This is a genomic window from Patulibacter ginsengiterrae, assembly GCF_056269115.1.
The window spans coordinates 107,678-126,200 of the sequence record NZ_JBWDOG010000003.1; the positions used below are offsets into that span (position 1 = coordinate 107,678).

Sequence of the window (18,523 nt, forward strand, 5' to 3'; positions counted from 1 at the left end):
ACTGTCGTGCTCGAGATCCGAGACCTGCACATGGCCTACGGCGAGACCGTGGCCGTCGAGAACGTCACCCTCGAGGTCGGCGACGGCGAGTTCGTCTGCGTCGTCGGCCCGTCCGGCGCGGGCAAGACCACGCTGCTGCGCTGCATCTCCGGGCTCCAGGCCCCGACCTCGGGCGAGGTCCTGCTGCGCGGACGCCGCGTGACCGAGCCGCCGCCGGAGCTGGCGGTCGTGTTCCAGGAGTACGGCCGCTCGCTGATGCCGTGGATGAGCGTCCGCGACAACGTCGCGCTGCCGCTGCTGCGGCACGTCGACAAGGCCGAGCGGACGCAGCGCGTCGAGCACGCGCTCCACGCCGTCGGCCTCCAGGGCGCGGAGGACCGCCACCCCTGGCAGCTCTCCGGCGGCATGCAGCAGCGGGTCGCGATCGCTCGCGCGCTCGCCTACCAGCCGCAGCTGCTGGTGATGGACGAGCCGTTCGCCTCGGTCGACGCCCAGACCCGCGCCGACCTCGAGGACCTGGTCCTGCGGTTGCGAGCCGAGTTCGGGATGACCGTCCTGTTCGTGACCCACGACATCGACGAGGCGGTCTACCTCGGCGACCGCGTCGTCGTGCTCGGCCCGGCGCCGACCAGCGTCCGCGAGTCCGTCACCGTCGATCTGCCGTCGCCCCGCGACCAGATCGCCACCAAGGAGCTGCCGGCCTTCGCCCAGCTCCGAGCCCACGTCTACCGTCAGATCAAGCGAGACAAGGAGGCCGCCGCATGAAGGCAGCCCTGATCATCGAGCGCGGCGGCCCGGAGTGCCGCGTCGTCGCCGACCACCCCGAGCCGACCCCCGGTCCCGGCGAGGTCGTCGTCCGGGTCCGCGCCTGCGGCCTCAACCACCTCGACGTCTTCGTCCGGCGTGGCGTGGCGGGCAAGCACCTGCCGCTGCCGCACGTCTCCGGCGGCGACATCGCCGGCGAGGTCCACGCGCTCGGCGAGGGCGTGTCGGGGATCGAGATCGGCCAGCGCGTGCTCGTCGATCCACTGATCGACAACAAGGCGCTCGGCGAGGACCTGCCCGGTGGGCTGGCCGAGTACGCCCTCGCGCCCGCGGCGAACATGATTCCGCTGCCCGACGACGTGACCTTCGAGCAGGCCGCGGCGCTGCCGATCGCCTACGGCACCGCGCTGCGGATGCTGCTGACCCGTGGTCGCCTGCAGGCCGGCGAGACGATCGGGATCCTCGGCGCCAGTGGCGGCGTCGGCGTCGCCTGCGTCCAGATCGCGAAGCTCGTCGGCTGCCGCGTGATCGCCTGCGCCGGCAGCCAGGAGAAGCTCGACCGGTTGAAGGACCTCGGCGCCGACGTCCTGATCAACTACCGCGAGGAGGACTTCTCCAAGCGGATCTGGCAGGAGACGGGCAAGCAGGGCGTCGACATGATGGTCGACTACACCGGCGCCGACACCTGGGAGGGCAGCGTCCGCGCGACCAAGGTCGGCGGACGGATCGTCACCTGTGGGGCGACCTCCGGCTACGACGTCTCGATGTTCCTGCCCTACGTGTGGGTTCGCGAGATCGACATCATCGGCTCGAACGCCTGGACCCGCTTCGACCTCGAGCAGCTGATCAGCTGGATCCGCGAGGGCAAGCTCGAGCCGGTGATCGACCGGGTCCTGCCGCTCGAAGAGGTCGGCGAGGCCGAGCGGCTGCTCGAGGACCGCGAGGTCTTCGGCAAGGTGCTGGTCCGCCCGTGAGCGCCGCCGTCGCCCCGGGGGCGAGCCCCGAGCACAACCTGGCCGACGTGCTGCTGCGCGACGCGCTGGCGCGGACGCCCGGGGCGACGGCGATCGTGCAGGGCAAGCGGACGCTGCGCTTCTCCGAGCTGGACGCGGGGGCGGCTGAGGTGGCCGCCCGTCTGCGGGCCCTCGGCGTCGCGCGCGGCGACCGCGTCGGGCTGCTGTACCCGAACGAGATCGGCTACCTGGTCGCCCTGCTCGGCGTCCTGCGGGCCGGCGCGGTGGCGGTGCCGTTGAGCGCCCGCTCCGGCCGCGCCGCGCTGACCCACGCGGTCGCCGACGCGGCCCCGCGGCTGTTGCTCGCCCATCCGCAGCTGGACGACCTCGCCCGCGAGCTGCGGGAGGACGCGCTGGTCGTCACCGACGACGGGCTCTGGCTCGACGCGGCCGGGCAGACGCTGCCCGCCCCCGGCGCGGAGGCCGACCGCTCGATGGCCGCCGTCGGCCCCGACGACGTCTGCCTCCAGCCCTACACCTCGGGCTCGACGGGGACCCCGAAGGGCTGCCTGCTCAGCCACCGCGGCCAGGCCTGGAACGCGCGCGCCAGCCGCGAGGCGTGGGGCATCGGGCCGGACGATCGCGGGCTCGCCGCCGCGCCGCTCTACCACGCCAACGCGATGATCTGCGTGGTCGAGCCGTGCCTGCTCGGGGGCGGCACGATCGTCCTGGCGGAGGACCCCGCCCCGTCGGCGATCCCGGCCACGATCGCCCGGAACCACTGCACCTACACGACCGGCGTGCCGGCGACCTACGAGATGTTGCTGCGAGCGAGCGACGGCAGCGGCGCGTCCGCCGCCGACCTCGGCTCGCTGCGGTTCGTCGTCTGCGGCTCGGCCCCGCTGAGCCCTGAGCTGACGGCCCGGATCACCGGCGCGCTCGGCGTGCCCGTCGTCGAGGCCTACGGCCTCACCGAGGGCGGCCCCCAGGTGCTGGTGAACACCCCGGAGGACCCCGGCGTGCCCGGCAGCGCCGGCCGCCCGCTCGGCGGCGGCGAGGTCGCGCTCGCGCCGCTCGACACGCCGGCCGACGCGACCGACCCCGAGGAGGTCCCGATCGGCGAGGTCGGCGAGCTGTGGGTCCGCAACCCCGGCGTCCTGATCGCCTACCACGGCCTGCCGGAGCAGACCGCGGCGAAGCGGACCGCGAGCGGCTGGCTGCGGACCGGCGACCTCGCCCGCCGCGACGCCGACGGCCGCTACTTCATCGCCGGCCGTCGCGACGAGGCGATGAGCGTCGGCGGCGAGACCGTCCACCCGCTCGAGGTCGAGACGCTGCTGCGGCGCGCGCCCGGGGTGCACACCGCGGCCGTCGTCGGCGTTCCCCACCCGATCAAGGGCGAGGTACCGGTCGCGTTCGTCGTCCCGCGCGAGGGCGAGGAGCCGCCGACGCCGGACGCGCTGCGCGACTTCAGCCTCCGCGAGGGCGCCCCCTACGCGCACCCGCGCCGGATCTGGATCGTCGAGGACCTGCCGTTGAGCGGTCCCGGCAAGGTCGACAAGACCACGCTCGCCGCCGAGGCGCAGCGCCGTACCGAAGAGGAGACCGCGTGAGCACAGAGCGCGAGATGACGCTGGAGCTCGACGAGCTGCGACGGATCGTGGAGACCCCGCCGCTGCACGCCTGGCTGGGCATCAAGCTGGTCTCGGCCAGCGCCGGGCAGGTCGCGATCGAGCTGCCGTACCGCCAGGAACTGCTGGCCACGCCCGACCCCGAGGGCGGCTACGTCCACGGCGGGATCCTGGCCACGATGCTCGACCTGGCGGGCGACTTCGCGCTCGCCACGCTCGTCGGCCGCGGGATCCCGACGATCGACCTGCGGGTCGACTACCTGCGGCCGGCGCTGCCGGGCCGGGGCCTGGTGGCGACCGGGACCGTCGTCCGCGCCGGTCGCCGGCTCGGGGTCGCCGACGCGCGGGTCGTGGACGCCGAGGACGGTCGCGAGCTGGCGATCGCCCGCGGCGCCTGGGCGACGGGCTGAGTCACGGTCCGAGGCCCTCCGGGACGACCGGTGCCGTGGGCTCTCGGACGCCGGCCGGGTGCTCGGCGCGCGTCGCTCAGCCGCGGGCCGCGAGCCGGCTCACGAACCGGTCCTGGAAGGTGCGGGCGCTCGACGCGTTGACGCCGTTCTGGAGGATCGCGAACGAGACGTCGCGGCCGCGGGCCGTGCGGCAGTACCCGGCCAGGGCCGAGACGCCGTTGATGGTGCCGGTCTTCGCCTGGCAGCGACCGACGGCGGCGGTGCCGCGCATCCGGCTGGCGAGGGTCCCGCTGCGCCCGGCCTGCGGCAACGCGGCCCGTAGGACCGGCGCGACCGTGGTGTCGGCGTTGAGACGGACCAGCAGCCGGCTCACCTGGGCCGGGGTGACGCGGTTGCGACGGGTCAGGCCCGAGCCGTCGTGGATCTGCGGGCTGGTCCCGAGCAGCGGCTGGAGCGTGCTGCGGAGCACCCGGCTCGCGGCCACGGTCGTGGCCGGCGCGGCGGTCAGGCCCTGGCTCGCGCAGGCGAGGTCGGTCGGCGTGCCGGACCCGAGGTCGGTCCGGACGACCGGCAGCTGGGCGGCGACCCGGCAGGCGGCCTCGGCCCCGTCGCGCGCGACCAGGTCCTTCAGCAGCGTCTCGGCGTAGAAGTTGTCGGAGTGCAGCAGGATGCTCGACGAGAGCTGGGCGAGCGTCGGGCCGGCGGCGTCGACGATCGGGGTCGTGGCGTCCGGCGCGGCGCCGTAGGTGATCGCTCCGCTGACCTTGAGGCCGGCGGACTGGAGCCCGGACCGGAACAGCGAACCGGCGCGGGTCGCCGGCGTGGTCGTGTCGCGGCTGCGGTCGACGGTCAGGGCCCCGAGCCGTCCGCCCATGTCCCCGTCCGCTGCCCGACGGGTGCGGTCGCCGCCGAGCCAGTCGTCGAAGGCGGTCGTGTCGACGACGAGCTGGCCGCCGAGGCGGTCGACATCGAGGGCGGCCGCGGCCTGGCGGGCGATCGAGCCCAGCGAGGCACGGGTCAGCGTCGGATCGCCGCCGCCGACGAGGTAGAGGTCGCCGACCCAGACACGATCGACGGCCTGGCCGGTCGCGACCACGCGGGTCCGCGGGGCCCACGCGGGGCCGAGCCGCTGAAGCGCGGCGCCGACCGTGAAGAGCTTGGTCACCGACGCCGGGATCCGGCGGACGCTGCCTGAGCGATCGAGGAGGACCTTGCCCGTCCGCAGGTCCTGGACGACGACCCCGCCGCGGGCGCCGATCCCGGAGGTCGACGGCATCGCGGCGCCAGCGGAGCCGGCGCCGAGCAGCAGGGGCGCGGAGACGGCCAGGGCCGCGACTGCGGCGAACGACGACGAGAGACGGCGCAACACGCTGTCGCACGCTACCGATCCCGTTCCGGCCGGGCGGCGGTCCGGCCGCTCGGCGCAGGGGAGCCGGGGCGGCGATCCTCGGCCAGGCTGCCCGCCCGCCCGCCCGCCCGCCCGCCCGCCCGCCAGCGGCGGACCACCCGTGCGGTCGCGGTCGGCTCAGTCGTCGGCGCTGTGGACGCCGGTCCGCCAGCGCCCGTCGTCCCCGCTGCGGGCGCGATGCAGCAGGACCCGCCCCACGCCCTTCAACCGGACCCGCCCGATCGTCGTCCAGTCGAGTCCGGCGTCGCCGATCCGCTGGCGGGTCGCGTCGTCGACCAGGACCGTCTCGGGTCGTGCGGTCGCGCAGACCCGGGCGGCGAGGTTGACCGGCGGCCCGAACCAGTCACCGGCCCGCGGGACCGCGTCACCGGTGGCCACGCCGGCCCGGATCCGCGGGAAGTCGTCGTCCTCGGCCACCCGCTCCTGGAGCGCCAGCATCGCGGCGACGACCGGCAGCGGCCGCGGACCGGCCAGCATCACCGCATCGCCGATCGTCTTGACGACGCGAGCCCGGCCGTCGGTGACCTCGGCGGCGAGGGTCCCGAGCCGCGCCGCGACGTCCTGGAGCCGCTGGGCCCCGAGCTGCTCGCCCATCTTGGTGAAGCCGACGACGTCGGCGAACCCGATCGTGATGGGCGTCGCCCCGGCGATCCGGCCGTCGGCGATCTGGCGGCTGTCGAGCTCGACGCTCGCGAGCTGGTCGACCACCGCGCTGCGGACGAGCAGCCCGATCGCGTCGCCGAGGTGGGCGTTGACGGGGCCGGTCGCGTGGGCGATCCGGGCGGCGAGGTCGTACTCGGTGTCGCCGCTGCGGGTCAGGCCCGCGCCGAGCCCGATGATCGCGGCCGCGCCGATCCGGGCCGAGGACTCGCCGAGGGTCTGCGCCAGCTCGACGATCGCGTCGTCGGCGATCCCCGCCCGGGCGAGGCCGTCGATCAGCCCGGCGAGGGCGATGTCGCGTTCCTGCCAGGCGGGCTCGTGGTGCTCGGGGATCGGGACTCCGGCCGACTGCAGGACCCGCTCGAACAGCTCGGGGGCGACGCCGGTCCGGGCGACCAGGTCGTGGGTCGAGAGGGTCGGCGTCCCGCGCAGGATCGCCTCGACGTGCAGCAGCGGCAGCCGCCCCCGGCGGGTGGCGGCCCGGATCTCCTCGATCGGGATGCCCTGCTCCCGCAGCTCGCCGATCAGCGAGATCCGGGCGTGGAGGGCGTCGCCCTGGAGGTCGGCCACCAGGTCGGCGGGGACCGTCGGGAGCGACGGTGGGGTCGGGCCTCCCGTCGGCGCCGGCAGGGCGTCGTCCGCGGGAGGACCGTCGTCCGGCGTCAGGAGCCGGTCTCCAGCGCTCGCACGATCCGGCGGGTGGCGGCGGCGTCGCGGACGGTGATCCGGATGTGGTCGGCGTCGCCGACGGCGCCGCCGGTCTGGACGAGGACGCCGCCGTGCTCGAGCTGCTCGGCGAGCGCTCCGCCGCTGCGGTCGGGGGACCGGGCCCAGAGCGTGCAGCTCTGCGACGCGCTGACGAGCAGCCCGAGCCGTTCGAGCTGCTCCGCGAGCGCCTCGCGCTCCGCCGCGTTGGTCCGCGACCGCCGCTCGATCAGGTTGCCGGTGTTGCGGACGGCGGCGAGCGCGCCGGCGAGCGAGAGGTCGGCGGCCCCGAGGCGGGGCGCCAGCAACCGCAGCAGCTCGAGCGCTTCGGGGTGACCGACGGCGTAGCCGAGGCGGAGCCCGGCGAGGCCCCAGGCCTTGCTGAACGAGCGGACGACCAGCAGCCGCGGGAAGCGGTCGGTCATCCGCAGCGTCGCGTCGACGGGCTCGTCGGTGACGAACTCGCGCAGGGCCTCGTCGAGCACGACGACGACCCGCTCGGGCAGTTGCTGGAGCAGCTCGGCCAGGACCGTCGCCGGCAGCAGCGCGCCGGTCGGGTCGTTGGGGCTCCCCAGGACCATCAGCCGCGTGCGGGGCGTGACCGCCGCCAGCAGCCGTTCCGGGTCGAGCCCGGTGACGGGGACCGGGGTCGCGTGGGCGTCGCGGGCGACCAGCGGGTAGAGCGGGTAGGACGGCCACGGCAGGACGACCTCGTCGCCCTTCGAGAGCAGCTCGTTGGCCGCACGCTGGAGCAGGCCGGAGGCGCCCTCGCCGATCACGATCCGCTCGGCGCCGACGGCGTGGCGGGCGGCGAGTGCGTCGCGCAGCTCGACCTCGCGGCCCTCGGCGTAGCGGTGCATGCCGCGGCGGGCGTGGTAGGTGATCGCGCTGACGATCTCGGCCGGCGGGAGCTCGTGCCAGGTGGTCCGGCTGCAGTCGACGGGCTCGATCCGGGCCAGCTCGCGGGAGCGGCGCTCCTTCGCCTCCTCGCGCAGACCGACGTTGGTCTCCTCGTGGGTCTGGCCCTCGAACTGCCGGTAGTAGTCGAAGAGTCCCATCGCGCTCGCCTACGCCCCGCCCATGGTCGGACGGAGCCCGCCGAGGAAGACGAACCAGACCATGAACACGGGGACGACGATCAGGGTCGTGATCAGGAACAGGCGGCCGAGGATCCCGGTCCGCTGGTCGACGCCGGCCGCGCGGCGGACGAGGATCCAGACCTGGTCGAGCCGCCGCAACAGCATCAGCGCGCCGAACACGAAGCCGATCACGAGCGCCAGCGCGACGATCAACCAGAGGCCGGCGTTGGACGACGCGATCTGCGACGAGATCCACATCGCGGCGACCGGCAGCGGTCCCCAGACCGCGGCCGTCAGCAGCGCCATCGCGACGAGCAGGGCGCCCGCCAGGATCGCGTCGATCGTCCGGCGCGCGGGCGACCCCCGTTTCGGCAGACGGCCGTAACGGACGGGCGCCGTGCCCGGACGGCGACCCAGGAACAGCCCTCCGTTTTCGGTTGGATCGTTGCGCACAGGCTGATCGTACTCCGCGTCAGATCGAGAGACGAGACCGTCCGGTCATCCGTCCGTCATGCCTGACCGTAGAGGGCATCGAAGCGGTCCTTGAAGCGCTCGTTGACGACGTTGCGCTTGACCTTCAGCGTCGGCGTCAGCTCGCCGGTCTCCTGCGTCAGGTCGCGGTCGAGGAGCAGGACCTTCTTGACCTGCTCGACCGGCGCGAGCCGGGCGTTGGCCTGGTCGACCTCGGCCTGGATCAGGGCGACGACGTCCGGGTGCCGCGACAGCTCGGCGAGGTCGGTCGGCAGCCCGCGCGCCTCCGCCCAGGGGACGATCGTCTCGGCGTCGAGCGTGACCAGCACGACCGGGTACGGCCGGCGGTCGCCGTGCATCACCGCCTGGCTGATCCACGGCGAGCGCTTGAGGTCGTTCTCGAGGTTGGCCGGCGTCAGGTTCTTGCCGCCCGCCGTGATGATGATGTCCTTCTTGCGGCCGACGATCGAGATGTAGCCGTCCTCGTCGATCGCGCCGAGGTCGCCGGTGTGGAGCCAGCCGTCCTCGATCGCCCCGAACGAGGCGTCCTCCATCTTGTAGTAGCCCTGGAAGATGTGGCCGCCGCGGAGCAGCAGCTCGCCGTCCTCGGCGATCCGCGCCTCGGCCCCCGGCAGCAGCTGCCCGACGGTCCCGAAGCGGTGGTTCTCGGGGGTGTTGACGGACGAGCCGGTCGACGTCTCGGTCATCCCGTAGCCCTCCATCACCGGAACGCCGCAGCCGTAGAAGAACTCGAGGATCTCCTTGGCGATCGGGGCCGCGCCGGTGACGGCGCGGGTCAGGCGGCCACCGAAGAGGCTGCGGACGTTCTTGAAGAGCGCCTCCTCGGCCGCGTCGAACGGCTCCTGGAGCGCGGCGGGAACCGGCTCGCCGCGCTGCTGGAGCTCGCGGACCTGGACCCCGACCCGGGCGGCGGCCAGCAGCTGCTCCTGCTCCTCCGGGGGCTTGGAGCCGACCGCGAGCGTGTAGATCTTCTCGAACAGCCGCGGGACCGACGGCAGCACCGTCGGGTGGACCTGCATCAGCTCGGGAACGATCTTGGTCGCGTCGCCGCCCCAGTAGGCGATCGTCCCGCCGCCGTCGATCGCGCAGAGCTGGAAGAGCAGCGCGAACGCGTGCGCCAGCGGGAGGAAGAGGTAGAGGACGCCGTCGTCCTCCATCGGCGCGAGGCCGTTGGAGGCCCGGACGATCCAGCGGTAGTTGCCGTGCGAGAGCACGCAGCCCTTCGGCGGGCCGGTCGTGCCCGACGTGTACATGAACACGTACGGGTCCTCGGGCCGGACGGCGGCGGCCCGGTCCCGCAGCTCCTGCGGGTCGCGCTGCGCGGCGTGCTGGTGGAGCTCGTCGAGCGTCACCGCGCCTTCCGCGTCGCCCTCGAGCACGACGATCCACTCGAGCGCGGGCAGCTGGTCGCGGACCGCGACGATCTTGGCGACCTGCTCGGCGTTCTCACAGACGATCCCGCGGGACTCCGAGTTGCCGACGACCCAGGCGCATTCGTCGGGCGCGTTGGTCGGGTAGACCGAGACGTGGACCGCGCCGGTGGCGACGATCCCGAAGTGGGCGATGCTCCAGAGCGGACGGGTGCTGCCGAGCACGGCGACGCGGTCGCCCGGGTCGAGCCCGAGTCCGAGCAGTCCGAGCCCGAAGTCCGCGGAGCGGTCGGCCAGCTCCCGGTAGCTGATGTCCCGCCACTCGCCGGGGCTCTCCTGGTACCGGGCCGCGGCCTTGTCGCCGAAGGCCTCGCCGGCGCGGAAGGCCAGGTCGGCGATCGTGCGGTCGGCAATCGTCGTGGTCGTGGGCATCGGGGCTCGCTCTCAGGTGGTGGGACGGACTCGCGCCACCGACGGCGGCGAGACCCTGAGGCCGATCCTATGCGGCTCGACGCCTGCGGCGGGAGCTTTTCCGACCCGCGGTCAGATCGGGTTCGCCGTGTCGACGAAGCGGTGCGTGACCCCGAACCGCTCGGCGAGCCGCGACCCCAGTGCCTGGACCCCGAGCGTCTCGGTGGCGTGGTGGCCAGCGCAGATCGCGTGGACCCCGAGCTCCGCGGCGAGGCCACGGGTCGGCTCGCGCGGCTCGCCCGTCAGCAGCCCGTCGAGGCCGTCGGCGGCGACGTCGGGGAGCATCCCGGCGGCCGCGCCGGAGACGATCGCCAGCCGCGAGACCGCCGCCGGACCGCCGGGGAAGGTCGCCGGGGCACGGCCGGTGACCTCGGCGATCCGCTCGTGCAGGTGGGTGATCCGCAGCGGTTCGGCGAAGTGGGCGACGACCCCGATCGGCGGGGTCCCGGAACCGGCCCACAGCTCGCTGGTGGCACCGAGGGCGGCGGCGAGCAGGGCGTTGTTGCCGACCTCCGGGTGCCCGTCGAGGGGCAGGTGGTAGCCGGCGAGCGCGATGCCGTGGCCGAGCAGGATCCGCAGTCGGCCGGCCATCGCCGGGTCGAGCGCGCGCGGCGCCCCGTCCCAGAACAGGCCGTGGTGGACGAGGACGAGGTCGGCGCTGTGCTCGACGGCGGCCTCGAGCGTGGCGGCGTCGGCGCTGACCGCCGTGACCACCGTCGTGATCTCGGCGTCGAGCCCGTCCGGCGGGGGGACCTGGAGCCCGTTCGGGCAGTAGTCCCGGAAGCGGGACGGGTCGAGGAGGGCGTCGAGGTCGGTCAGCAGATCGCCGAGGCGGGCCATCGCCGGATCCTGCCAGAGCGTGGCCCGGCCGCGCGGGGCGCGGGACGGGCGGGCGACAGGTGTTCATCCGTCCTCACGTTTCGGGTTCTCCGTGACAGGGGCGAGCGGCGGGACTATGATCGCGTTTTCTCGTCGTCACCCCCACGTCACGTCGAGCCGGCCTGTCCCATGCCGACCTCCGCCCCCCATCGCACGTCCCTGCCGTCGCCTCCGCGTGGGACGCCCGCCGTGGCGGCCGGCTCCCGCCCCGGTGAGCCGACCGACGACGCCGGCGTCCACGACGCCAGCTTCGAGCTGCTCTTCCAGAACCATCGGGACGGCATCTACGTCTACGCCCTGCGGATGCTGCGCGACCATGCGCGCGCCGAGGACGTCGTCCAGGAGGTCTTCGTCAGCGCGATGCGGGCGATGCGCGACGGCCAGCGGCCGCGCCACGTCCGGGCCTGGCTGCACGAGATCGCCCGTCGGGCCTGCATCGATCAGTGGCGGGGGGTCACCCGCCGCGGCGAGGTCAGCTACGACGCTCCCGAGGCGCTCTCGCCCGCCGACTCCGGCCGGCTGACGCTCGGCGAGGACAGCGTGCTGCGCGCAGCGGAGGACCGCGAGTCGTTGGACACGCTGCGGTCGGCCTTCACCGATCTCCCGCCGCTCCAGCACAGCGTGCTCGTGCAACGCGAGCTGGAGGGGCGCTCCCCCGGCGAGATCGCCGAACGGCTGGGGATCAGCCGGACGGCGGTCGAGGGGCAGCTCGCACGCGGACGCCGCCAGCTGACGCGGACCTACCGCGAGCTCCAGAGCGGCGAGCGCTGCGCGGCGACCCAGGAGCTCTCCGCGGCGACCCTCGAGCGGACGCTCGGGATCCGCGAGCGGCAGCGGCTGGCCAGCCACCTGCGGTCGTGCGAGCGCTGCCAGCGGCACGCGCGGGCGCTGGGGCTCGACCCGCGGACGCTCGAGCGCCGGATCTTCACGCAGGCGCTGCTGCTCCTGCCGCTGCCGCTGTTCCGGCGGCTGCCGCTGCCAGAGCCGTCGCTCGCGAGCGAGGCGGCCGGCGGGATGCTGCTCGGCAAGGTCGCGGTCGGTGCGGCGGTGCTGGCGGCCAGCGGGGGCAGCGCACTGGTGGCCAACGACGTGGCGCCGATCGTCGACGGCTCGCACGGCGGGGCGTCGTCGGCGGAGACACGGGTCGTGCCCCCGACGCGCCAGGCCGGCGTCATGGCGTACGTGAACGGGGCTCCCCGGGTGATCGGGTCGACGCTGCGCTTCACGGGCACGACGCCGATGACGATCGTGGTCGGCGAGGACGGGCGCCTGATCGCGGTCGAGCAACGGATCGAGGACGGTTCTGGCGGCCACGGGCGATCGTCATCCCCCGCCGAGGCCGACCACGACGTCCCGGTCGGCGGGGCTCGCCCGAGCGCCCTGCCCGCCCGGCCGGTCGCTCCGCCGGCAGTCGGTGGCGGTCCGGCCGCCGTCGCGCCGTCGCCTTCGACCGATCCCGCGGGCACGCCCAAGCCCGGACCGGGCTCGTCGTCGCCCGCGGCGGGCTCGGGGCCGACCCCGGGACCGAAGCCCGCGGTGACGCCGACCGTGGACGACCCCCAGCCCGGGAAGCCCGGGAGCGGGACGACGACGCCGCCCGGCCCCGGCCCGGGGGAGACCGCCCCGGGGGGTCCGGCGACGACGCCGATCGCGAACGTCGACGATCCGGCGACGGGCACGCCGCCCGTGCCGCCGGTACCGGAGACGGCTCCCGTCCCCGGGACCGGAGCTCCCGCGCCGGCCACCGGGGGCGCTGGCCCGCTCATGACGATGGCCGGTGACACGGCCCGCGAGGGGGCCGACGGCGGGACGGCCGGCGAAGCCGAGACGGCCCCCGCCGAGCAGGCCGGCGGCGTCGACGAGGCGGCGACCGACGCCGCGGGGGGCGACGGGGCGACGGATGGCCGCTGACCGCGACGGGTTGATCGACGTCGCGTCGCACTCCACGATGTACGCGATCGGCGCCTACTTCTGCGACCGCCACCCCGAGCTGGTCGACGACGTGCTGGCCGATGCCGACGCGATCGAGCGCGACGGCCTCCGCAGCTGGTCCGGGGCCGAGGAGCTCCCGATCCAGGACGCCTTCGAGACGTTGGTGACGGGTCTGGCGATCCGCTTCTACACCGCACTGGCGGGCGAGGCGGTCGATATGGCGGCGCTCTCCAGCCCTCCCGGTGGGTCGCATGGGGCCGTCGGGGACGGCTAGTCGCGGCCGCCGGGGGGAGGCGCGGGTCGCGTTTGGCTCCGGCCTGGCATACTTCCGGATCGCAGCGGGGCGTGGCGCAGCCTGGTAGCGCGCGCCGTTCGGGTCGGCGAGGTCCCCGGTTCGAATCCGGGCGCCCCGATTGCTGTGACTGAGGCTCGTCGTTCTTCGGAACGGCGGGCCTCAGCGCTTTTCCGGGCCGGTCTCCCGGCGAGCCCTGGTGGGCGGCGGAGCCGCCCGACCGCCTCAGGGGGCGGTCGTCGTGCCGGCGGAGGAGCTGCCCGCCGGACGCGTGCCGAGCGTGACGCTGGCCGTTCCGGACTTGCCGTCGCGCTGGTAGCTGACGGTCACCTTGGCGCCCGGCTTGTGGGCGTCGACCGCGGTGCCGAGCGCGTCGCTGTTGGTCACGGCGGCGTCGTCGATCGCCGTGATCACGTCGCCGACGCGGAGCCCACCGTCAGCCGCCGGCCCGCCCTGGGTGACCGAGGCGACGGTCGCCCCGGCGGCGCTGGTGGTGCCGCTGCCGCTGGTCGAGCCCGTGGTGGCGACCCCGAGATAGGCGTGGGTGGCGTGGCCGGACGTCCGCAGCTGCTCGACGATCCGGGAGACGGTGTCGGACGGGACGGCGAAGCCGACGCCGACGTTGCCGCCGCTGCCGCCCGACTGGCTCGACGACCCGGTCGCGATCTGGGAGTTGACGCCGATCACGCGTCCGCGGGCATCGATCAGCGGCCCACCGGAGTTGCCGGGGTTGAGGGCGGCGTCGGTCTGGAGCACGCCGTTGATCGCGTACCCGTTGGGCGACTCGATGCTGCGGTTGAGGGCGGAGACGACCCCGGTGGTGAGGGTCAGGTCGAGGCCGTACGGGCTCCCGATCGCGTAGGTCGGGTCGCCGACCTGGACCGCGGCCGAGTCGGCCAGCGGGAGCGCGGTCAGGCGGCTGCCGTCGACCTTCAGCAGCGCGATGTCGGTCGACTGGTCGGTGCCGACGACCTTGGCCGTCTGCGTCTTGCCGTTGGCCCCGAGCTTGACGAGGACCTTGTCGGCGCCGTCGATCACGTGCGCGTTGGTCACGATGTACCCGTCGCTGGAGATCACGAAGCCGCTGCCGGTCGCCGCTCCCGAGGAGCCGTTGCCGGGCAGCTGTCCGGCGGCGGCGCCCGACGACTCGGCGGTGATGAAGGCGACCGAGGGCGCGCTCTGGGCGTAGATCTGGCGGGCCGAGAGCGCCCCGCTGGTGGTGTTGGAGACCGGCTGGCCGCTGGCGATCGACTCGGTCCGGGTGACGGTGTCGCCGCCCCCGCCGATGGCCTCGGTGGCGATCACGGCGCCGCCTGTCCCGCCGACCAGCGCGGCGGTGCACATGACGATCAGGGAACGGTTCGGCGGCTTCATGCTCATTACCCTCGCGGGTCGCGCTGACCGGTCCCCCAACCGGGCCGAAGAACTCCCGCAACGTTGCTGAAGGCGCGCCCCAAGGCAACCGAAGAGGAACCGAAACGCGACGCGCCGGCCCCCGGCCTTGGTCGCCTCCGCAGGCGACGGGCACGGCCGGCCGGCCGCGGCACGGGGCGCGGGGACCCAGCCGCCGGCCGCGGAGTCCCCGCCGGCGTCAGGCCCCGGACCGCCGGCCGCGGAGCCCCCGCCGGCGTCAGGCCCCGGGCGCGGACGCGAGGATGGCCCCGGCGGTCCGCAGCGCGTCGAGCGCCCGGTCCCCGTCGCCGGTCGCGACGTCGACCGCGGCGACGGCGTCGGTCACGACCACCGTCGGGAAGCCCGCCTCCAGGGCGTCGAGCGCCGTCGCCCGGACGCAGTAGTCGGTGGCGAGCCCGCAGACGACGACCCGCTCGACGCCGGCCGCCCGCAGGCGCTCCGCGAGGCCGGTGCGATCGAAGGCGGAGTAGGCGTCCTCGTCGGGATCGTCGCCCTTGTCGACGACGCTGACCCCGGACAGGTCGAGCGCGGGCGAGAGCTCGGCCCCGGCGGTTCCGCCGACGCAGTGCGGGGGCCAGGGGCCGCCGCGGGCGACGAACGAGGCGTGGTCGGCCGGGTGCCAGTCGCGGGAGGCCACGATCGTCGTCCCGGCCGCCCGGGCCGCGTCGAGCAGGCGGCCGATCGGGGGCAGCACCTGGTCGCCACCGGGGACCCCGAGCGCGCCGCCGGGGAGGAAGTCGTGCTGGACGTCGACGACGATCAGCGCGTCGCTCGAGGTCAGCCCGACGGGGTGCGAGAGGCGATCGCGCAGGGCCAGCAGCTGGGCCGAGCGGGTCGGTGGCAGGAGCACGCCGTCGGCGGGCAGCTCGGCGAGCTCGGCGGCGGCGTGGAGTCGGCCGGCGGCGAGGTCGGTGGCCTCGGCGACGACCGCACCGCGACGCATGACCGGCCGCAGCAGCGGGATCCCGGGCACCGCCTCGTGGGCGAGGTGGATCTGGTGGCCGACCCCGTCGGCGTCGCGAACGCGGGTGACCTGGTGGACGCCGGGATCGGTCTCCTTCCCGAGCGACCGCTTCATCACGAACCGCTGCTCGCGGTCGACCTCGTCGTGCTGGGCGCTGAGCTTGTAGACCCCGCCCAGCGGCTCCCCGGAGCGCAGCCGGGTTCCGACGCCGAAGCTGTCGACGGGGACCGCGTCGGCGACCATCCGCCCGATCGAGATCGCGTCGAGATCCCCGGTCAGCATGATCTGGGTGGTCGTCAGCCCGGCCTCGTCGAGCAGTGCCCGCGCGCGACGGGCCTCACTGGCCAGGTCGCCCGAGTCGATCCGGATCCCGTGCAGCGGGACCCCGGTCTGGCGGTGGGCGGCGATCGCCCGCCGGACCCCGCGCTCGGTGTCGTAGGTGTCGACGAGGACCGCGGTGCCCGCAGGATGGTCACGCAGCGCCTCGGCGAAGGCGTCCTGCTCGTGGGCCTCGCCGTGGGCCATCACCGCGTGGTGGGCCATCGTGCCGACCGTCGGGATCCCGTAGCGGGCGCCGGCCGCCGGATAGGCCGTTCCGGCGAAGCCGGCGAGCCAGGCGGAGCGGGCGGTGGTCAGTCCCGCCTCGGGGCCGTCGAGCCGCCGCAGCGAGAAGTCGAAGACCGGTCGGCCCCCCGCGGCCTCGACGATCACGGCGGCGGTGGTGGCGATCCGGGTCGCGTAGTTCAGGGACGACAGCAGGGTCGGCTCGACCAGGGCGGCCTCGACCCGCGGCGCGGTCACCCGCACGATCGGGACCCCGGCCGGGACGCAGGTGCCCTCGGGGATCGCCCAGACGGTGCCGGTGAACCGCAGCGGCTCGAGCCGGTCGAGCAGCGCGGGGGAGAACCGGCCGTCGGCGCGCAGCCAGGCGAGCTCGTCGGGGGTCGCCCGCAATCGCCGGAGCCCCTCGACGATCTCCGCGATCCCCGCGATCATCGCCCACGAGCGGCCGGGCGGCAGCCGTCGGAAGCTGGCCTCGAACGAGACGAGGTGGTCGCGGCCGTGGCGGACGAACGAGTCGGCCATGGTCAGGGTGTAGAGGTCGGTCTCGAGGACGCTCACGAGGGTTCCCGGGTCGGCACGGCTCTGGGCGGCGGGTTGCCTTCCGCTAGGGTACGCGGGAGAAGGGCAGTATCCCCGAAGTTACGTCGCCGTCAGTACGGTCGCCCATCGGCCCGGTGCGTACGCCTTGCGGCGGGAGAGACCTTCGACCCTTGTCCTCTTCGTCAGGTCGGAGCTTTTCACGTGTCACTGTCCTTCGCGACCGCCTCCTCGGCTGCCACCGATGCGGCCACCACCCATCCGGTCTGGATCTGGGTGGCCTTCACGGCGTTCATCGTCGCGATGCTGGTCGTCGACCTCGTCGTCCACTCCAAGAGCGAGGGCACGCCGGAGAGCCCGCACGTCCCGTCGTTCCGGTCGAGCGTGATCTGGAGCATCTTCTGGACGCTCCTGGCGCTGGCCTTCGCGATCGTCCTGCTGCCGTGGATGGGGAGCAAGCACGCCAGCGAGTACCTGACCGGCTACGTGATCGAGCGGAGCCTCTCGCTCGACAACCTGTTCGTCTTCACGATCCTGTTCTCGTTCTTCGCGGTCCCGATCGCGTCGCAGCGGAAGGTCCTCTTCTACGGGATCATCGGCGCGATCGTCCTGCGGGCGATCTTCATCCTCGTCGGTGGCACGCTGCTCGAGACGTTCCACTGGATGATCTACGTCTTCGGCGCCTTCCTGGTCTTCACCGGGATCCGGATGGCGACGCACGACGCCGACGACGTCGACCCGGAGAAGAACCCGGTCCTCAAGCTGCTCCGCAAGTTCGTGCCGCTGTCGGAGGACTACGACGGCGACAAGATCTTCACCCGGGTCAACGGCAAGCGGCTGGCGACGCCGATGTTCGCGGCGCTGGCGATGGTCGCGACCTTCGACGTCATCTTCGCGATCGACTCGATCCCGGCGATCTTCGCGGTCACGCGCGACACGTTCATCGTCTTCGCCGCCAACGCCTTCGCGCTGCTCGGCCTGACGTCGCTGTTCTTCCTGGTGGCGGGGCTGCTCGACCGCTTCCACTACCTGAACTACGGCCTGGCGTTCATCCTCACCTTCGTCGGCGCGAAGATGCTGCTCACCGACCTCTGGCACATGCCGATCTGGCTCTCGCTGGTGGTCATCATCGGGACGCTGCTCGTGGCCGCCTGGGCCTCGAAGCGGTGGCCCAAGCAGGAGGACGACGACGCGTCGTCCTCCGGCACGCCGCCGACGGCGGCCCCGGCGGCCTAGGGCCGGCGCGCCCCGCGCTCACGACCGGTCGATGCCGTCGCCGGTCGCCGAGCGGGCGTGCGCGGCGACGGCTCGGAGGATCTCCGCGGCGGCGATCGCGTGGCCCCGCGCGTTGGCGTGGATCCGGTCGGCGGCGAAGATCGCCGGATCGGCGGCCCGCGGATGGTGGTGGGTGTCGACGTGGACGACGCCCAGCTCGCGGCCGAGCTCGATCGTGAGCGCGTCGAGGGCGTCGAACCGCTCGGCCATGGTCGCGGCCTGGGGCGCGGGCAGCAGGCCGGTTCGCGGCAGGTCGTAGAGGCCGATCGTCACGGTCAGGGCGCCGCTGGCGACGAGCGGGGTCAGCAGCGCACGCAACTCGTCGCGGAGGGCGTCGGCGTCGAAGCGGCGACCGAGCGCGTCGTTCCCGCCGGCGCTGACGACGACCAGGTCGGGCCGGGCGGCCAGGGCGTGCGCCAGCTGCTGCTCGCGGATCTCGCGCGCCCGCAGGTGCGGCTCGCCGAGGTTCACGAGCGGGGTCCGGCGGTCGTCGTCGGGCAGCGCGTCGGCGATCCGGTCGGCGAAGCTGCGGTCGCGGTAGCCGGGCGTGGCCTCCCGCACGCCAGCGGCGACGCTGTCGCCGACGACGGCCAGGCGCCGCCAGGGCGCGTCGGCCAGCAGCGCGCGGGCGGCAGCGGGCGACAGGCAGTCCGGGTCGTGGTCCTCGAGCAGGGTCGTGGTCGTCGTGCTCATCGGTGGCTCCTGGGTTGACTGGGTGGGGTC

At 74.3% G+C, this 18,523-nt stretch carries 16 protein-coding genes and 1 tRNA gene; 8 read left to right on the top strand and 9 right to left on the bottom strand.

Translation table 11 applies throughout. The features are described from left to right. Positions 1-6: 6 nt before the first annotated feature. Genes ACVUH9_RS07025 through ACVUH9_RS07040 form a run of 4 tightly spaced genes read left to right on the top strand, consistent with a single transcriptional unit; the run spans position 7 to position 3,759 of the window. A complete protein-coding gene (locus tag ACVUH9_RS07025) occupies positions 7-765 on the top strand; it encodes an ABC transporter ATP-binding protein (RefSeq protein ID WP_475755302.1) in 759 nt (252 codons plus the stop codon). Beyond that, complete coding sequence (locus tag ACVUH9_RS07030; RefSeq protein WP_475755304.1) at positions 762-1,739, top strand: zinc-binding dehydrogenase; 978 nt, start codon at positions 762-764, stop codon at positions 1,737-1,739. The genes ACVUH9_RS07025 and ACVUH9_RS07030 overlap by 4 nt, the downstream gene beginning before the upstream one ends. Beyond that, positions 1,736-3,331, top strand: a complete 1,596-nt coding sequence (locus tag ACVUH9_RS07035) for a class I adenylate-forming enzyme family protein (protein ID WP_475755306.1) — start codon at positions 1,736-1,738, stop codon at positions 3,329-3,331. The genes ACVUH9_RS07030 and ACVUH9_RS07035 overlap by 4 nt, the downstream gene beginning before the upstream one ends. After that, positions 3,328-3,759 carry a PaaI family thioesterase gene (locus ACVUH9_RS07040; protein ID WP_475755308.1) on the top strand — a complete coding sequence of 144 codons (432 nt, stop codon included), beginning with the start codon at positions 3,328-3,330 and terminating at the stop codon, positions 3,757-3,759. The genes ACVUH9_RS07035 and ACVUH9_RS07040 overlap by 4 nt, the downstream gene beginning before the upstream one ends. Positions 3,760-3,835: 76 nt before the next feature. Here ACVUH9_RS07040 and ACVUH9_RS07045 read toward each other — a convergent pair whose 3' ends face one another. The 6 genes from ACVUH9_RS07045 to ACVUH9_RS07070 form a co-directional block, all read right to left on the bottom strand. Further along, a complete protein-coding gene (locus ACVUH9_RS07045) occupies positions 3,836-5,128 on the bottom strand; it encodes a D-alanyl-D-alanine carboxypeptidase/D-alanyl-D-alanine-endopeptidase (RefSeq protein WP_475755310.1) in 1,293 nt (430 codons plus the stop codon). Between the two features lie 156 nt (positions 5,129-5,284). Further along, the gene (locus tag ACVUH9_RS07050; RefSeq protein ID WP_475755312.1) at positions 5,285-6,397 is read right to left on the bottom strand and encodes an adenylate/guanylate cyclase domain-containing protein; all 1,113 of its coding nucleotides are present in this window, start codon (positions 6,395-6,397) and stop codon (positions 5,285-5,287) included. 92 nt (positions 6,398-6,489) lie between these two features. Beyond that, positions 6,490-7,590 carry a pyridoxal phosphate-dependent aminotransferase gene (locus ACVUH9_RS07055; RefSeq protein ID WP_475755314.1) on the bottom strand — a complete coding sequence of 367 codons (1,101 nt, stop codon included), beginning with the start codon at positions 7,588-7,590 and terminating at the stop codon, positions 6,490-6,492. A gap of 9 nt (positions 7,591-7,599) precedes the next feature. After that, positions 7,600-8,064, bottom strand: coding sequence for a hypothetical protein (locus ACVUH9_RS07060; RefSeq protein ID WP_475755316.1), 465 nt, complete (start codon positions 8,062-8,064; stop codon positions 7,600-7,602). Between the two features lie 56 nt (positions 8,065-8,120). Next, positions 8,121-9,905 (bottom strand): AMP-dependent synthetase/ligase, encoded by a 1,785-nt coding sequence (locus tag ACVUH9_RS07065; RefSeq protein WP_475755318.1) that lies wholly within the window; start codon positions 9,903-9,905, stop codon positions 8,121-8,123. A gap of 111 nt (positions 9,906-10,016) precedes the next feature. Beyond that, the gene (locus ACVUH9_RS07070) at positions 10,017-10,784 is read right to left on the bottom strand and encodes a Nif3-like dinuclear metal center hexameric protein (protein WP_475755320.1); all 768 of its coding nucleotides are present in this window, start codon (positions 10,782-10,784) and stop codon (positions 10,017-10,019) included. Positions 10,785-11,012: 228 nt separating this feature from the next. Here ACVUH9_RS07070 and ACVUH9_RS07075 point away from each other — a divergent pair, with 228 nt between their 5' ends. The 3 genes from ACVUH9_RS07075 (at position 11,013) to ACVUH9_RS07085 (ending at position 13,168) form a co-directional block, all read left to right on the top strand. Next, positions 11,013-12,734 (top strand): sigma-70 family RNA polymerase sigma factor, encoded by a 1,722-nt coding sequence (locus ACVUH9_RS07075; protein ID WP_475755322.1) that lies wholly within the window; start codon positions 11,013-11,015, stop codon positions 12,732-12,734. Then, complete coding sequence (locus ACVUH9_RS07080) at positions 12,724-13,029, top strand: hypothetical protein (RefSeq protein WP_475755324.1); 306 nt, start codon at positions 12,724-12,726, stop codon at positions 13,027-13,029. The genes ACVUH9_RS07075 and ACVUH9_RS07080 overlap by 11 nt, the downstream gene beginning before the upstream one ends. A gap of 65 nt (positions 13,030-13,094) precedes the next feature. Beyond that, positions 13,095-13,168: transfer RNA gene (locus tag ACVUH9_RS07085), tRNA-Pro, on the top strand. A gap of 104 nt (positions 13,169-13,272) precedes the next feature. Here ACVUH9_RS07085 and ACVUH9_RS07090 read toward each other — a convergent pair. Both ACVUH9_RS07090 and ACVUH9_RS07095 read right to left on the bottom strand, forming a co-directional pair. Beyond that, positions 13,273-14,421 (bottom strand): S1C family serine protease, encoded by a 1,149-nt coding sequence (locus ACVUH9_RS07090; RefSeq protein ID WP_475755326.1) that lies wholly within the window; start codon positions 14,419-14,421, stop codon positions 13,273-13,275. 256 nt (positions 14,422-14,677) lie between these two features. Further along, positions 14,678-16,546 carry a nicotinate phosphoribosyltransferase gene (locus ACVUH9_RS07095; RefSeq protein ID WP_475755328.1) on the bottom strand — a complete coding sequence of 623 codons (1,869 nt, stop codon included), beginning with the start codon at positions 16,544-16,546 and terminating at the stop codon, positions 14,678-14,680. A gap of 183 nt (positions 16,547-16,729) precedes the next feature. On the opposite strand from ACVUH9_RS07095, the gene ACVUH9_RS07100 reads away from it, so the two are divergent. Then, positions 16,730-17,761: a TerC family protein gene (locus tag ACVUH9_RS07100; protein ID WP_475755330.1), complete on the top strand. Its 1,032-nt coding sequence runs from the start codon at positions 16,730-16,732 to the stop codon at positions 17,759-17,761. An 18-nt stretch (positions 17,762-17,779) separates the two neighbouring features. Here the strand turns inward: ACVUH9_RS07100 and ACVUH9_RS07105 are convergent, their stop codons facing one another. Further along, on the bottom strand, positions 17,780-18,493 hold the full coding sequence (locus ACVUH9_RS07105; RefSeq protein WP_475755332.1) for an SGNH/GDSL hydrolase family protein: 714 nt from the start codon (positions 18,491-18,493) through the stop codon (positions 17,780-17,782). Positions 18,494-18,523: the final 30 nt, after the last annotated feature.

Bases quoted from the DNA above. Each gene is read 5' to 3' on its own strand.
- ACVUH9_RS07070 (WP_475755320.1), bottom strand. From the start codon at position 10,784: ATGGCCCGCCTCGGCGATCTGCTGACCGACCTCGACGCCCTCCTCGAC.
- ACVUH9_RS07055 (WP_475755314.1), bottom strand. From the start codon at position 7,590: ATGGGACTCTTCGACTACTACCGGCAGTTCGAGGGCCAGACCCACGAG.
- ACVUH9_RS07030 (WP_475755304.1), top strand. From the start codon at position 762: ATGAAGGCAGCCCTGATCATCGAGCGCGGCGGCCCGGAGTGCCGCGTC.
- ACVUH9_RS07080 (WP_475755324.1), top strand. From the start codon at position 12,724: ATGGCCGCTGACCGCGACGGGTTGATCGACGTCGCGTCGCACTCCACG.
- ACVUH9_RS07065 (WP_475755318.1), bottom strand. From the start codon at position 9,905: ATGCCCACGACCACGACGATTGCCGACCGCACGATCGCCGACCTGGCC.
- ACVUH9_RS07105 (WP_475755332.1), bottom strand. From the start codon at position 18,493: ATGAGCACGACGACCACGACCCTGCTCGAGGACCACGACCCGGACTGC.
- ACVUH9_RS07090 (WP_475755326.1), bottom strand. From the start codon at position 14,421: ATGAAGCCGCCGAACCGTTCCCTGATCGTCATGTGCACCGCCGCGCTG.